11 protein-coding genes and 1 pseudogene are annotated in these 15,855 nt (G+C 33.6%); 4 read left to right on the top strand and 8 right to left on the bottom strand.

Annotated features, from left to right (window positions below):
• Positions 1-30 precede the first annotated feature (30 nt).
• Complete coding sequence (locus ACTG3Y_RS00975) at positions 31-2,445, top strand: TonB-dependent receptor (RefSeq protein ID WP_439151052.1); 2,415 nt, start codon at positions 31-33, stop codon at positions 2,443-2,445.
• A 58-nt stretch (positions 2,446-2,503) separates the two neighbouring features.
• Here the strand turns inward: ACTG3Y_RS00975 and ACTG3Y_RS00970 are convergent, their stop codons facing one another.
• A complete protein-coding gene (locus ACTG3Y_RS00970; RefSeq protein WP_439151051.1) occupies positions 2,504-7,300 on the bottom strand; it encodes a hypothetical protein in 4,797 nt (1,598 codons plus the stop codon).
• Positions 7,301-7,405: 105 nt separating this feature from the next.
• On the opposite strand from ACTG3Y_RS00970, the gene ACTG3Y_RS00965 reads away from it, so the two are divergent.
• The gene (locus ACTG3Y_RS00965) at positions 7,406-7,882 is read left to right on the top strand and encodes a regulatory protein RecX (protein ID WP_439151050.1); all 477 of its coding nucleotides are present in this window, start codon (positions 7,406-7,408) and stop codon (positions 7,880-7,882) included.
• Between the two features lie 52 nt (positions 7,883-7,934).
• Here the strand turns inward: ACTG3Y_RS00965 and ACTG3Y_RS00960 are convergent.
• The 7 genes and pseudogenes from ACTG3Y_RS00960 to ACTG3Y_RS00930 all read right to left on the bottom strand — a co-directional run bounded on the left by ACTG3Y_RS00960 (position 7,935) and on the right by ACTG3Y_RS00930 (position 14,631).
• Positions 7,935-8,425 (bottom strand): annotated as a pseudogene (locus ACTG3Y_RS00960) (DUF6646 family protein).
• Positions 8,426-8,480: 55 nt separating this feature from the next.
• Complete coding sequence (locus ACTG3Y_RS00955; RefSeq protein ID WP_439151049.1) at positions 8,481-9,350, bottom strand: cupin-like domain-containing protein; 870 nt, start codon at positions 9,348-9,350, stop codon at positions 8,481-8,483.
• 84 nt (positions 9,351-9,434) lie between these two features.
• The gene (locus ACTG3Y_RS00950) at positions 9,435-9,908 is read right to left on the bottom strand and encodes a hypothetical protein (protein WP_439151048.1); all 474 of its coding nucleotides are present in this window, start codon (positions 9,906-9,908) and stop codon (positions 9,435-9,437) included.
• 58 nt (positions 9,909-9,966) lie between these two features.
• Complete coding sequence (locus ACTG3Y_RS00945; protein ID WP_439151047.1) at positions 9,967-11,391, bottom strand: flotillin family protein; 1,425 nt, start codon at positions 11,389-11,391, stop codon at positions 9,967-9,969.
• A 32-nt stretch (positions 11,392-11,423) separates the two neighbouring features.
• Entirely contained in the window at positions 11,424-12,068 is a 645-nt protein-coding gene (locus ACTG3Y_RS00940) for a hypothetical protein (RefSeq protein WP_439151046.1), read from the bottom strand.
• A gap of 293 nt (positions 12,069-12,361) precedes the next feature.
• The gene (locus ACTG3Y_RS00935) at positions 12,362-14,188 is read right to left on the bottom strand and encodes a TonB-dependent receptor plug domain-containing protein (RefSeq protein WP_439151045.1); all 1,827 of its coding nucleotides are present in this window, start codon (positions 14,186-14,188) and stop codon (positions 12,362-12,364) included.
• Positions 14,189-14,217: 29 nt separating this feature from the next.
• A complete protein-coding gene (locus ACTG3Y_RS00930; protein WP_439151044.1) occupies positions 14,218-14,631 on the bottom strand; it encodes a putative signal transducing protein in 414 nt (137 codons plus the stop codon).
• A gap of 122 nt (positions 14,632-14,753) precedes the next feature.
• Between ACTG3Y_RS00930 and ACTG3Y_RS00925 the strand changes: the two genes are divergently transcribed.
• Positions 14,754-15,263: a DUF2975 domain-containing protein gene (locus tag ACTG3Y_RS00925; RefSeq protein ID WP_439151043.1), complete on the top strand. Its 510-nt coding sequence runs from the start codon at positions 14,754-14,756 to the stop codon at positions 15,261-15,263.
• A gap of 2 nt (positions 15,264-15,265) precedes the next feature.
• Entirely contained in the window at positions 15,266-15,853 is a 588-nt protein-coding gene (locus ACTG3Y_RS00920; protein ID WP_439151042.1) for a DUF2975 domain-containing protein, read from the top strand.
• Positions 15,854-15,855: the final 2 nt, after the last annotated feature.

Genomic DNA, 15,855 nt, shown 5'->3' with positions numbered 1-15,855 from the left:
TACAATCGGATTAAAGGCAGATTAGTTTCAATGAGGTATAGTTTCCTATTTATTTTTTGTGTTATCTTTTTTCAGTTGTCTTTTGGGCAAACAATTACAGTTTTAGAAGAAGGTACAGATGAACCTATTCCTGGAGTTGCGATATTTAATTCAAAAAAAACTAAAACTGGTATTACAGATTTAAATGGTAAAGTCCTTATTGACCATTTTTATAAAGATGAAATTCTTTTTTTTCAAAATTTTCTATACGAAAAAGTACAAACGACTAAAGAGGATCTTAAAGCTACAAACTATATCTTATATCTAAAACCTAAAGTTGAAGATTTAAAACAAATAGTACTTTCAGCTTCTAAATTTGAACAAAGAAAACGTGATATACCAAGACGTATAATTAGTCTAAATGCAAAAGATATTGTTTTAGCAAACCCACAAACCAGTGCAGACTTATTGGAAAACTCGGGTAATATTTTTATACAGAAGAGTCAGCTTGGTGGTGGTAGCCCAATGATTCGAGGATTTTCAGCCAACCGTTTATTAATAACAGTAGATGGTGTAAGAATGAACAATGCTATTTTTAGAGGAGGAAATTTACAAAATGTCATTTCTATAGATCCACTATCCATTCAAAATACCGAGATAATACTAGGTTCGGGCTCTGTTGTTTATGGTAGTGATGCTATTGGAGGAGTTATGAGTTTTTATACTAAAAAACCTCAATTATCATATAAAGACGAAATCTATATAAATGGTAATTCTTTAGTGAGATATGGTAGTGCTAATACTGAAAAAACAGGTCATTTCGATTTTAATGTTGGCTTTAAGAAATGGGCTTTTTTAACTAACGTGAGTTATACGGATTTTGATGATTTAAGATTGGGAAGTCATGGACCAGAAGAGTATCTAAGGAATGAATACGTTGTAAGAGAAAATGGGGAAGATATAATAGTACAAAATTCTAATCCTCAAATACAAAAACCGACGGCATATAGCCAATTAAATCTAATGCAAAAAGTTAGGTATGAGCCGTCCGATAATCTCAATTTTGATTTTGGACTTTATTTTACAAGAACATCTGATTATCCAAGATATGATCGATTAATTAGACCGAGAGAGGAAACACTTCGTTCAGCCGAATGGCAATATGGTCCTCAGCAATGGTTTATGGCTAACTTTCAAGCTACAAAATTAAGTAGCAGTTCTAATTTATATGATAAAATACAATCAACATTAGCCTATCAGAACTTTAAAGAAAGCCGGAGTGATAGAGACTTCCAATCACCATTGAGAGAAGTGCGTGAAGAAAATGTAGATGCATTATCCTTTAATTTAGATATAGAGAAACGGCTAAGTTCAAAAACTACGATTTCGTATGGTTTGGAATATTTATTCAATAAAGTTGGATCTACAGGAGAGGAAGAGAATATAGATACTAATGCCATTGTGCCCAATGTAACCCGCTATCCTAATGGTGCAACTTGGCAGTCAGTAGCTGGTTATGCTAGTTTAAAATATAAACCGATTAGTAAATTTATTTTTCAAACAGGACTTCGCTATAATCAAGTTTTGGTTAGGGCTGATTTTACCGAAAACAATGAATTTTTGAACTTACCCTTTAGTGACACACAGATCAATAATGGTGCGTTAACGGGTACTGCTGGTTTTACATGGTTGCCAAGTCAAAGGATGCAATGGAATTTAAATTTTTCAACTGCTTTTAGAGCACCAAATATTGATGACATAGGTAAAGTGTTTGATTCTGAGCCTGGATCTGTTGTGGTACCAAATAATGATTTAAGGCCAGAATATGCTTATGGTGGTGAGTTAGGTTTTAAATATAATTTAGAAAATAAGTTTGTTATTGATTTATCGACGTATTATACATTTTTAGATAATGCACTTATTCGACGAGATTTTGAATTAAATGGTGAATCTGAAATTATTTATGATGGTGAAGAAAGTAATATTCAAGCCATTCAAAACGCATCTAAAGCTTGGATTTATGGATTTGAAATTGGTTTAGAATATTATTTCAATGAGCGATTAAAACTTAGATCTCAATATAATGTTATAGGAGGTACGGAAGATAATAATGGTGTCGAAGTACCGATTAGACACGTGGCACCAAATTTTGGAAGAACACATTTAATATGGAAAAATGAAAAGTTGTTGTTTGATGCCTTTTTAGTCTACAATAATGAATTGTCGTTTAGTCAATTGGCACCTTCAGAATTATCTAAGGATTATTTGTACGCTAAAGATAGTAACGGTAATCCGTATGCTCCGTCGTGGCATACTATTAATATCAGAACACAATATAGGTGGAATGATAAATTGACTTTAACAGCAAGTTTAGAGAATATAACAGACCAGCGATACAGACCATATTCTTCTGGTATTTCAGCAGCTGGTAGAAATTTGATATTAGCTTTAAAGTACAGCTTATAAATAAGCCTCATCTTGTAATAAAATGAGGCTATGATTTATTGTAATTAGTAAAACTAAACTAGTTTTTAATAGCTTTTTTACTTATCACTTGTCCATTAGATAAAGTCACTTTCGCAACGTATGGTGCCCTGCTCAGTTTAGATAGGTTATAGACTTCTACAGAACTATTGCCTTTGAAATTATAAATTTGGCGACCTAAAACATCTAATATTTCTACTTTAGTAATTGTAAATTGAGAACCAACCTTAAATTGAACATCTCCATTATCATTTAGTTCTATAATAGAAAGTTCGTTTGCACCAATAATATTATCATCTATTGAAAGTGCGTCCGCTCTAAATACAATTTCAAAACGGTCATTAAATTCTCCGGCTTCTGATGTAAAAGTATAAGGTGAATTATTAAGGTTATGAGTGATTTCTAAAAGATTATCCTTTAAGTAAATGGTCTTATTTTCATTTTCAAACAAACCGTCTACAGCATAAATTGCTATAGTATAATTACCCGAAGTCGCAATATTTACACCTAAAGGGATAAGATCGCTATCAACAAATGGTAAAGCTCTGCCTTGTATTAAAAAGGCCTTATCATCTATAAGTGAATAAAAGCGTTGTTCGGTTTCGTCACCAATCCATTCGGCATCAAAAAGCCTGTCTTGCTGCATAGTAGCGTTAGCAACATAACCAACTAGTATTCTATCGGCAGTCGTAGAATTATCTGATCCTAAATCTAACCATATTCTGTGTTTACCACTCATTGATGGATTTGGTCTATAGAAATTAGAATTGTTATAATCTTTTTGTCTCATAGAGTTATCAAATGAGATTGGTATAGTGGCTGAAGCGGCTCCATCTGCAGTATTCACCATAAAACTCTGACCAGCGGCAATAAATCCACTAAAACCACCAGGCCCATTCACTGTACCAGTATTATTATAGGTAATATAATCATCTTCATCATAGTTAAAACCATTATTATTTTCATAAAAAGGATCTGGTTCAGCTGCATTTGGATCAGCACCATGGGTCCACAGATTTACAAAACCATCTAGATTTGTATTAGCTGTTAGAAATGCTATTGCAGAAATTGAAGATGGATAAGGATTTCCGACTAAATTCCAATCATCATCGTCACTTAAATTATCTGTACCTCTTGATAAATTTAGATTAACATCACCATTGTTTGGAACTCCATTTTGAAATATCATAGTATCTGGTGTTCCAGAAGGTACTCTTGCAATATAACCAGCGCCTTCTAACATGGTTTGTGAAGCTGCAGATTCCCAATTCCCTTGTCCAGTACCTGTATTTGGTGCTGTAGGATTCCAAGTATAAATATGGTTACCACCTATTGGAAGGTCATCTGTATTAAAACCGGTAATCGGTGACGACCAATACACATAATCGAATTCACTATCTACTACATAATCACGATTCATAGTTAAATTACCTACGTTAGTGACGTCATTAACTTGGATTAATGAAGCACTGTCTTGTAAATTAAACGTGCCTAAATTGGTCACAACATTACCTACTTGTATAAATTGATCAGATTGAACATTTAGTGTTCTGCCACTACTTATAGTTAAATTACCATCCATAATAAAAGTACGATCTGTTGTACCAATATCAAAATCATTATCAAGCACTACATTGTAGAATGTTTCAGATTCAAAAGGTCCTGGTGGTGTTGGCGGACCACCAAAAGTAATAGTTTGTGTGTTACTTCCTCTAAATATAACCGTTCCATTTCCTTCTAGAAATGCAGCCTCTGTTAATTCATTAGACCAATTACCGCTTAAAAAGAGTTGACCATCATCAGTAGCATTATTCCCGTCATCCATATCCAGATAACCAGTACCCATCCCATCGATAATTAAATTTCCGTTTACTTCCAAAATGTTTGCATTATTACCAGAGAGATCTACACGACTTCCAGATATGATTAAATTATTACAAGTCGCAATATCGCTAAAGTCATTAGAAAAACTTGCTGTATAATCTATTCGAGCAATATTCAGTGCTGTATTATCTATTTGTACATTAGTGTCAGTTTTTGGCACGGCAAGACCTTCCCAATTTGCACAATTGAACCAGTTAGTATCTACATCTCCAACCCATTGACCAGCAGGATTACTAGGATTAATTAAAAATGTTTTACCTCCACTAGAAGCTGTATTATCAGTTGGGTAGAAATTATAAGAGCCTAAAGTCCAATTACCTAAATTGTCAGAAATATTATTTATAATTTGTCTTATCGTAGCTAAACCGTGTTCTTTGTCGTTTTCATAATAACCCCTTATGTCAAATTCGCTTTCAACATTAAAACATCTTAATTCTGCCGGTAAACGAGATTCTCTTGTTGTAGTGCCGCTGCAAGCATCAGTTAATGGGACCCAAGGTGTATCTATTGTAATACCGTGCAACAAGGTTCCTGTGAATAAATAATTAGCTTCATTAGCGTCTATAATACCATCTGAAATAAAGTCTCCCTGCATTAAATATAACTGATCTGAACCAGAAGTAGAGATATTAGCATACAATCCAGCATTTACCACATTGGCTGTAAAATCACTTGTTCTTGTCGTTGTTGTGGTACCTTCTGTTACTGTTGCAAATACTATAAAAGCATTAGAGGTTGTAACTTCAAGACTTAGCACAGCACCTGCTGAAATTATAGAACTACCAGTATATGTTATTTTAGTTTCAAATGGTGGTTGACTCGGATCATTACTACCACCTCCCCATTTTTCAGTTCTAACATTAGCTGCAGCACCAGCTTCATACCTTGAGTTTACAATTGAGAATTCAGTACCTGGCGTAATATCTACAAGCGTTGCAATTAAAAATTCGTCATTGGCTCCAGATCCATTGACTTGACCATCAAAACCTACAAAAACAAGCTCACCTGGATTAAAGATAGTGGATGCCGTTACGGTAAGTGTTGCAGCATTTGATGTAGTCGTGCCACATGCATTGGTAATAATAACTTGATACAAATTACCATCATCAGTAAGTTGTACATTAGTAATTGTAAGCGCACTATTATCTGTTCCAATATTAGACCAAGAAGTTCCACCATCTGTTGAGACCTGCCATTGATAGCTTGATGCGTTATGACTTACTACTGTAAAAAAAGCCGATCCGCCAACGACAGCTGAAACATCATTAGGTTGCGAGTTTATTATAGTTGCAACAGTCGTTACAGAAACCGAATATGGTCCAACCTCACCATCTGACCAGCACCCTTCTACCGTATTGTAAGCTCTTACATAATAATCACCAGAAGTTGTTACTGTTAAATCACTCGCAGCATCATTGGTTTGGTCTTCACCGAGTGACGTTGATTGCCAATAATAGACAACATCTGTCGGTGCAGATCCAGAGAAACTAAGAGATGTACTAACCGCACATACAGGTGTTGCTCCAGAAATAGTACCAATAGGATCTGCAGGTGCTGTACAGGCCGAATAACAAGTCCATTCAATATCATCAACTATTACTTGGTTGCCAGTGATATTTCTTATTTCTATAGTAACATCACCTGAAATATTAATTCCTGTTACAGAAAATGTCTGTTCTGAAAAATTGTCAAATGGAGTAGATGTTCCTTGCGAAATACCATTAACAAATAATTCTACTTGTCTATTTCCACTACCTGTGAATCCTTTATAAAGTTTTACTGTAAAATCACCGATTCCATTTGGGACTAAACTAGATGTAACACTACTATTGTCAGAGCTTCTTCTCAACATAAGTGCATTACCATTAATTCCAGAGCCATTTGCGTCTCCATTTTCATCTCTAGATTCAATATAAGTCCATGTTACACCATTATCACCTACGAAACTGTTGTTTCCATAAGAAGCTGTGGCGTTAGAATTATCAAATGTCTCGAATGCACAATTTGTAATTGGAGTAGAAGAACAAGATGCAACAGCAGAACCTACTACAGTTTCTGTATAATTACATGTAGTTTCAGCACTGAATTCAGCACTTATTTCAACATCACTGCTATTGGATGCTAATTGTACACCTGTAATAGTTTGAGGCGAAGTTGCAATAGCAACTGAAGTTGTACCACCTACAACTCCTGCGCCTGTTAAATCAATATTACCAGATGTAGGTGGGTTTGCATAGGTTATTGTAACGTCTGCTATATAGTAATCATCACTAGCGTCTGAAGTTGTACCGTTATCATTACAAGAGCCGGAATTTGAAATGGAAATATCGGTAATTGAGCATGATGGTGAGCCACCACAATCAGAAATTGAGAAACTACTTGTAAAATCTTGTACAGTAGAATTATTACCAATCCAGTTGGTATTATCATGAATTTCAGATTTGAGAGTAGCAATATCACCTGTAAGAACACCATTATACATTGCATTATCTATCTCGTTTAAAGCAACTGCATTTGTTCCATTTGTTAAACCAGTTGGCAACGCTGAGGTGTTTGCGTTAGTTGCATTTGCTTGCCATATACCTGCACCTTCAGAGTTAATGGCAGTAATAAAAGTTGCCCCTTGATATACTATAAGCTGGTCTCCACTACCAGAAAGTGCAACTCCAGATAAATCTATTGTAATAATATCACCACAAGTGTGACCACTAACTGGAACAGTATATGTAAAAGTTCCTTCTCCACCTCTAAATGAACCTGTGTTTAACCAGCCATTATCAGTTATATCAAAAGTTTCACCAGCTGCTATATCAGCAAATGCTAATAGTTTTATTATTTCGGCACCGTCAGAATTATATTGGACAAAGGCAACGTCGCCTGTATTTATTTGTCCATAACCGAAGTTTATAAAGCATAGGAACGCTATTAAGATAAGGGAGTATTTCTTTTTCATAGGGACTAATTATCTATTAATCAGTTATAAAGATACGTTAAAATCATTCTAAATCAGCACTTTGTAAGATACGGTTTTATTAACAAAATGTTATATTTTCGCTGTATGAACCTACAAAAAACGTATAGTGTCAATGAAGCGCAAAAAAAGTTAGAAGCCTATTGCGCATATCAGGAACGTTGCCATAAAGAAGTACGGAATAAATTAAAAGAAATGAAAATGATTCCACAAGCTGTGGATAAAATAATGGTTCATCTTATTCAACAAAACTATTTAAATGAAGAACGTTTTGCTAAAGCCTTTGTAAGAGGAAAATTCAGAATAAAAAAATGGGGTAAAAATAGATTATTTAGAGAGTTAAAAATTAGAGAGATTTCAAAATATAGCATTGACTCGGCACTAAAGGAAATTGAGGAAGATGACTATTATAAAACACTAGACGAATTAGTACTAAAAAGAATAGATCAGGTTAAGGAAAAGAATTTCTACAAGAAAAAGAAGAAAGTCGCAGACTACTTACTCTATCGTGGTTGGGAGTCTCATTTAATTTATGAGAAACTCAATGAATACTTAAAAAAATAAAAAAAGCCCTTCAATTTCGCGAAGGGCTTTTTTAATATGTTAGTTCTTATTACTACAGGTTAAACGATGCACTAATATTTAGAGCAAATTGATTATTGAGGTAATAACCAATATCTGTTTTGTCATTGCTGTGTTTTGCAAGTGGAAATGTTGCTTCTAAAAAGACACCAAATCCATCAGAAAAAAATAACGTGCGCCTGTATGACCGCCAAAGTTCTTTAGGCTTAAACTTAAACCAGGATAAAAATCAAAATTCTCATCAATATTTAAGACGTTCCCAAGATTGGCATTAAACCTTGCTTTTAAATCAAAGCGATCACCGAAGTCTGCATCTAAGCGGTCATCAATACTTAATGCATAAGAAGATGATAATCCAACGGAAATGTTCTGTCCCAAACCATAGTCATAAGTAACATTGATGCCTGTAGCTTCGTCTTGAATGTTTGCACTAACCTGAAATTTTTGATCTCCCTTTCCTTCAAATGCCTGAGCATTAACAAAGGATATTGAAATTAATGCAATAATAAAAAGTACTTTTTTCATAATTTTTCTTTTCTAAAAATTGAAGTGACAAATATATTTTAAGTTTTTAAAATATTTAGATTTCCTGTAAACTCTTATGAGTGTTAATAATCGCCTTTTCATTTTTCCAATCGATCCATTTTTGACCCTTAAATCGTCTCATAAGATTATCGTAATTACGCATTAAAAAAACATTGTATAAGGCCTTACTTAAGTTTTTTGGATTTCTTGCAATTGCTCTTAAACTCATCGAAAATCCAGGAGTTATGTAACGCATATAATGCCAATAACCTTCTGGCATGTAAAGTATTTCACCATGATTTAAATCGCAGATCCAACCATTGGCATGCTGTAATGCTGGCCATTTTTTAAAATCAGGATTGGCAAAATCAATATCTTCTCTTGTTATTAAAGAATGAGGAATTTTATATAAGTATTTATTTTGGTTTTGATCAAAAAGAATGCATTGTTTTTTACCTTCAAAATGAAAGTGAAAAATGTTTGCTAAATCTATATCATAATGCATAAAGGTGTGCGAACCTCTACCTCCAAAAAACAACATAGGCAGCCCTTTCATCAGTCGAAGTCCGAAGTCAGGATACTTAAAATCATTTTGTAGTTGAGGTACTTCTTTTAAGATATTCCAAAGAAAGATTCTATACTTTGTTGGCTCGCGCTTTAGCAAATCTACATAATAACTCATTTTCATGGAGGCATGTGCCTCATTAAAACCATCTTTATAATCTACAGGTCTGTCGTCGTAAAGCGGAACCGTTTTGTCACCTGCAACAGATTTAATATAATCTAAATTCCATTTAGAGTATGCAGGCCAATCCTCTATAAAACGCTCAATAACCACAGGTTTTTGTGGTTTAAAGTAGTGTTTTATGAAATCGGTTTTCGTGATGGTTTCAACACGAGGAATCTGTTGTAGATTTAAATCCAATACCCAAATGTTTAGAGTATCAAAGTTAATAAAATGATACTAAAATTTTATTATTGCTTTATTGAAGTTTGAGTGCTTTGTGCATCAAAGCCATTTAGATTCACGTTCTGTAGCGTCAAGAATATCTACATTTAATATTGAAGCAATCTCTTTAGCTTTTGTAAAAGCGTCATCAATATCATAGGTGTTATAGGCTTCTATTTTTTTATTCCTATCATAAAATAAATTCAGTACTATAATTTCATTTGAAACATTTGCTTCTGCTGTTAATTGTCTCAGTGTAGTAGTTTCGTTTGTTCTAAAAACAGAAACATATTCTATTTCTGGTATTGGTTTCCATTTGCCAATAGAAATTCCAAGGATTGATTTAATCTCACGATAGGTTTGATTTTTAAAATTAAATTCCGACCCTTCTACAAGCAGAAGAAAAACTCCGACACCTATAGATATAAAACCTTGATAACTTGAGAATAAGGAAATGACACCAATAACTAAAGCAATAGTGCCTAAAATTAGTTTCCATATCGGAAGCTTTCTCTTAAATGTAAATGTATCCATATAACGCATAAATGTGCAAAGTCCACTTTAATTTAAAGTGGACTTTGCATTTTAATGACTATTCTTCAGACTTTTCAATTTTGGCATCTTCTGCGTCAATTTCTTTTTTGTCTTTACCTTTTAAATATTCTGGTAAATCCATACCTGCCATGTTGAACATTTCTTGTAATGGTGGAACAGATTTATACATTCCTGATATAAAATTAGAGGTTGATGATTTCCCATCTTTTCCTCGACCATTTTCCCAAACGGTTACTTTATCTATCTTAATGTTCTTAATAGCGTCGGCTTGAGTTTTAACCAACTCAGGTAATTTGTCCGCGATTAATAAAAGTACCGCATCTTTAGAATTATTACCAGCAGCTTTCACAATTTCATCTAAACCAGCAGCTTGCTTGGTTAAGACTTCATATAAACCTTTTGCTTCAGCTTGTGCTTTAAATAGTATCGCATCTGCTTCACCTTTTGCACGTCTTCTAATACGCTCAGCTTCCGCTTCTGCATCAATCTCCACTTTACGTTTGTCAATTTCTGCTGGAACAATAACATCAGCCATTTGAGACGAACGCTCACGTTCTGCTCTTGCAGATTCTGCTTGTTGTTCTGCGGCATAAGACTCTTCTAACGCTTTTGCAGCTTGTACTTTTTCTGATGCAATAGCTACACGCTCAGCTTCTGCTTCTCTTTGACGACGTAAGGAATCTGAATTTGCGACAGAAATCTTAGCTGAGTTTTCTCCTTCTACAGCCTGAGCATTAGCAGCAGCAACTTGTGTTCTTTCGTCTTGTACTGCGTTGGCTTCACCAATAGATCCATCTCTGGTTTTTTCTGCAACTGATTTACGTGCAGCGTTGATAGCATGTGCCGCTGCTTCTTTACCAAGTGCTTCGATATAACCAGACTCATCAACAATATCTGTGATGTTTACGTTGATTAGTTTTAAACCTACTTTCTTTAATTCAGTTTCAACACTCTGAGAAATGTTAGTTAAGAATTTATCACGATCGTTATTGATCTCTTCAATGTCCATAGACGCTACAACTAAACGCAATTGACCAAAAATGATTTCTTTGGCTAATTCTTGAATATCTTGTAATCCCAGTCCTAAAAGACGTTCAGCAGCGTTTTGCATAACACCAGGCTCAGTAGAAACACCAATAGTGAAACGCGATGGTACATTAACCCTAATGTTTTGTTTAGATAAGGCATTGACTAAGTTAACTTCAATTGAAATTGGTGTTAAATCCAGGAATTCATAATCTTGAATTACAGGCATTATAAAGGCAGCACCACCATGAATACATTTTGCCGATTGGCCACCGCCAACTTTACCATAAACGACTAAGATGCGGTCAGACGGACAACGTTTATAGCGTTTTATTAATATGATTATTGTGAGTACAATAAACAGGGCGACAAAAATAAGAAGCATTGGTCCACCAAAGCCTTCCATATTTATACTTTCTTGAATGAGTAATTTCATAGAACAATTTTTTTAATGGTTAGTATTTATTTTTATTCGTTACTTATCAGGTGGTTTCCACCAGAATCTAGTTCTTTATTATTTGATATTGAAGGCTCTATGGGTTTACGAGTGTGATCCACGATTAGTATACCATTAGAAGTTACATCAACAACTTTAATTATAGTGCCAGACGTTAGATCAGATAATGAATCGGTTAAAGCATCTAGTTCTCGTACTGTTCCTTGAACATTGACACTAACCTTACCCATACTGGATCTATCTGCGCCAATAGTGAGATAAACCTCTCCGACAGCGTCTAATGCGTTTTTATATTTTAATGTACCGCTATCTGATAGTTTGCTTATGAAATAAAATAGTGTTGCCATAACCAGCATCATTAATAATCCACTAACCACGGAAATAATTATAGTAAGTGGTTTAGATAAACCAGCATCAATACAGGCAATTCCGCTCCAGCCAAAGATGGTAAAAAAGCCGACTAGATTTTTAAAGCTAATAAATTGAAAACTTGCACCGACATCTCCATCAAAATCAGTGTCAACATCTCCTAAATCGTCAGCGTCACCTCCTGCAAAAGCCATTATCATCACTACGGTAAATATTAGTGAGCCTATAATAGCAACTGCCCAATATATCTTAGCTAAAAAATCCAAATTCGAAAACCAATCTGCCATAACTTCTAAATTTAAAATGCGTTAATAAATATACAATCATTGCGTGACTATTTCATCTTTATTTTGAAAGTAAATTAGACACAAAATCACCACCAAATTAGACGTTACCAGTCTTGGTCTTTTGAAATCTTTTTTTGGATATGAATTATCCAAATTAGGAATGTCAATTTTAATATGATGGTTAGTGTAGGTAAGGTCATTAATGTAATGCTCAAAAGTATTGAGTACTGACCTACTTTCTATATATCAGTAGTAAATGACAGAATTTTGTTACAAATTCTTCAAAATATTTTTTATTTGAAGTGATAGCGAAGCCCAAACAAAACGTTACTTGGTGGCATTGGAGTAAAGCCTGTCTCTATATAATCTGCATTAAAAATATTGCTAGCAGTTACTGTTAATTCTACTTGTTTTAGTCTGTAAACCAACGAAGCATCCCAAACATTATAGGTTTGACCAGTTGTACGTTCTGCGTACTTATAAACAATGTTTTGGCTTATGTTTTTAAATAACTTAGTACTTAAGCGCGTTGTATATTGATGCTTTAATGTATTTAAAGAGTAACGCGATAATTCTTCATTTTGTTCTAAAATATTATCATCTAAATACGCGTATCCAAATGCTAAAGTTTGCGCATAGTTATTTATGGTAAAATTGTATGCTGTATCAACCTCTAAACCTTTTGTGTTTACTTCTGTAATATTAGTAGCGGTAAATATTTCTTCTGTAGTATTTTGTCTAATATAGTCAATTAGGTTTTCGGCATCTCTATTAAAAACGGCTAAAGATGCTCTAAATTTTCGCGTGATGTACTTTATACCTAATTCTTGGGCAAATGCTTCTTCTGGCTCTAAGTCTTCATTACCGTTTGTTCTTGGATCACTGTAGTATAAATCGGTATAGGTAGGAATTCTATAGGTATATCCTATATTACCATAAGCCCTTAAATTATCTGTTATTGCAAATCCTATATCTAAACCAGGAAATGCATGAAATTTAAAATCTGAAAAATAGGTGAGAGCCACACCTCGAGTTATATCTAAACGGTCTTGAGCTAATTTAAATCGATGTTCTAAAAATACATTAGTCATAAATCGGTTGCGATTTCCTAGATTATTACTTCTCAAATAGATTTTAGACATATCTATTCCAAATCCGGTTATACCTATTTTAGAGACATATGAGGCATTAGCTTCTGCTCCAATTTTATCTGAAATGTGAAAGTTTCTAAAGAAATCAGGTTCATTACGACGTAGTAAAAATATATCTTGATTTCTCTTCCAGTACACACGTGGTTGAATTTTAAGATTGTTCTTCCTTAACGTTGTTGTAAAAGCAATTAAACTATTTTGTGTTTCCTCATATTCATTAAATGAAGGGTTAGTTGTATAGAAATTTTCTGCACCGAACTTACGATCAAAAAACGTCGCAATCATTTCTATAGGTTGCTTTTTTTTATTGAATACACTTTTAAGAAAATAATTAGAATTATCGTAGTCTGAATTAACTCTATAACCTTCTGAAGTAACTTTACCTGCATGAACAATATGCGACGAATTGTCAAGTTCACCGCCAACCGTTACAGAGCCATTTAATTGACCAAAAGAACCAGTTTCTAAATTTGTAGAAATGGTGTTGTTTAGTGATTTTTTAGTCACAATATTAATGGCACCTGTAAAGGCATTTTGACCAAAAATACGTGCAGCAGGTCCTTTAATAATCTCTATACGTTCAATAACTTCAATAGGCAATGCGGCATTCATAGTGTGATGTCCAGTTTGTGCATCATCCATTTTTATACCGTCAATAAGCAAAAGGGTCTGATCAAAACCTCCACCTCTAATGTATAAATCCGCCTGACTGCCGCCAGTACCACGCCTTCTAATATCTACACCAGCAATTTGTTGTAGTAGGTCAGCAACATTTACCGCAGCACTATTTTTAATATCTGATGCTGTAATAATATTTAATGTTCTTGAATTTTTTTTAAAAGGAATATCAATTCTAGCAGATTTGAGTGTTATTGAATCTAAATTTTGCTGAGGCATATTTTGAGCAATACTAGTGTATATTCCTAAAAGTGAGAACACTATTAAAAATAGCCTTTTCCTTGGGTTCATTAGTTAGTTAATTTTGGTGCAAGATAAAATTATTTTACGGGGAATTCAATCTTACAGTCCTCACATTTATATTGATATCTCGTGCTAAAGGGCAGTGTTCCGAAAAGAAATCCTATAAGAAAAGCCATAAAAGATTTAAAATCTGTGATAGTAGAATATAAGCTTACATGTTGGTTGTTACAATTTGGGCAAGTCACTGGTTGGCCATTATCATCTATAGAGTAAGATTGTATAGATTCGAGTATGTCTCGAGCCGCTTTTTCATCTTTAGCGAGTACTTTTAGTTTAACGCCACCAATGGCTTGACTTACTAGTGGATCTGTGTCTATAGTTATATTATCTCTTAAGAATACCTCAATTCCATCAGCTTCTAAACGACCTTTTACAATTTGGGCTTCAGTAGAGTACGGGTAGCGTGCTATGGTTACAAACGTGTCTTGCATGGTGTAAATATAGTAAAGACGGATTTGTTTATTAGTTAATTAAATTATCTTTTTTCAATAAAAAATTATTGTTTAACAATAATATTTATATATTTGTTATTGTTAAACAATAATTTTTTAAAATGAGAAAATTAATTATTCTTAAAAGTTTGATTGATTTTATATGGATTGTTATCTGTATTCCAATGCTATTATTACTGGCCTTTTTTGCAATTTATATGTTTATAGAGCCTGATACTTTAGATGTGGTCTTTAGTGAATTAACCTTTGGAAATAGGATACCGAATTACATCAAACAAATTTTTGGATTAGTATTTATAGGCATAACATCAGTTTCAATTTATTGCTTGTTCCTTTTCAGAAAAACAATCCGTTATTTTCAGCGAGTAAAACCATTTCATCATAATGTCATTAGTAATTTTTATAAAATTGGTTATTTACTTGTAGGCGTTGGCACTGGTGGAACTTTAGTATCATTTATATCTCGTTTATTATTTCGAGGGGAGTTAGTGATAAATTTAGGTATAACACCATATCTCGTTTTAATTTGTCTAGGTCTATTTTTCATGGTGCTAAGTGAAGTATTTAAGATAGCTAAACATGCTAAAGAAGAAAATGAACTAACCATATAATTATGACTAAAAATACACTTTTAAATATCGCTATTTTGGTAACAAGGCTATTAAAAATTATATTAATAATTGCCACAATAGCTCTCACAGGTTTATTTGTTTATGCTCAAATCGATGAAGATGCTTTCACAGATAAAGAGATTGTATTAAATGCTAACCCAAGCCTTACACGTATTTCATACTTAAAATCAACGGTTTGGAAGGAGGATACTGCGGATACTGAATTTGATTTGAAACCTTATACTTTTGAGAAACTAAATACAGTTTCGTTGTATATAAATTATTTTAAAATACTGATTATTGTAGTTTTAATCTATCTTATTATTAAGGCTTTTGAAACAATTATGCTATCTGTAAAAACATTGAATACCTTTAGTAGACGCAATGCGAAACTATTTAGGCAGATTGGTGTATATATTGTTTTTATAACAATTCTGACAAGTTATACCGTACTTCGCTTCGAAACTGGACATCAAACAATCACACATGTATCATTAACTCCAGTAATTTATTTGCTTTCGGCATTTATAATGGCAGAGATTTTTAAAGAAGGTGAGAACTTGAAAGAAGAAAACGACCTAACCATATAAGC

It is taken from the genome of Winogradskyella sp., from assembly GCF_965656915.1.
In the GTDB taxonomy this organism is placed as follows: Bacteria; Bacteroidota; Bacteroidia; order Flavobacteriales; family Flavobacteriaceae; genus Winogradskyella.
This window is presented reverse-complemented; position numbering and strand designations above follow the sequence as displayed.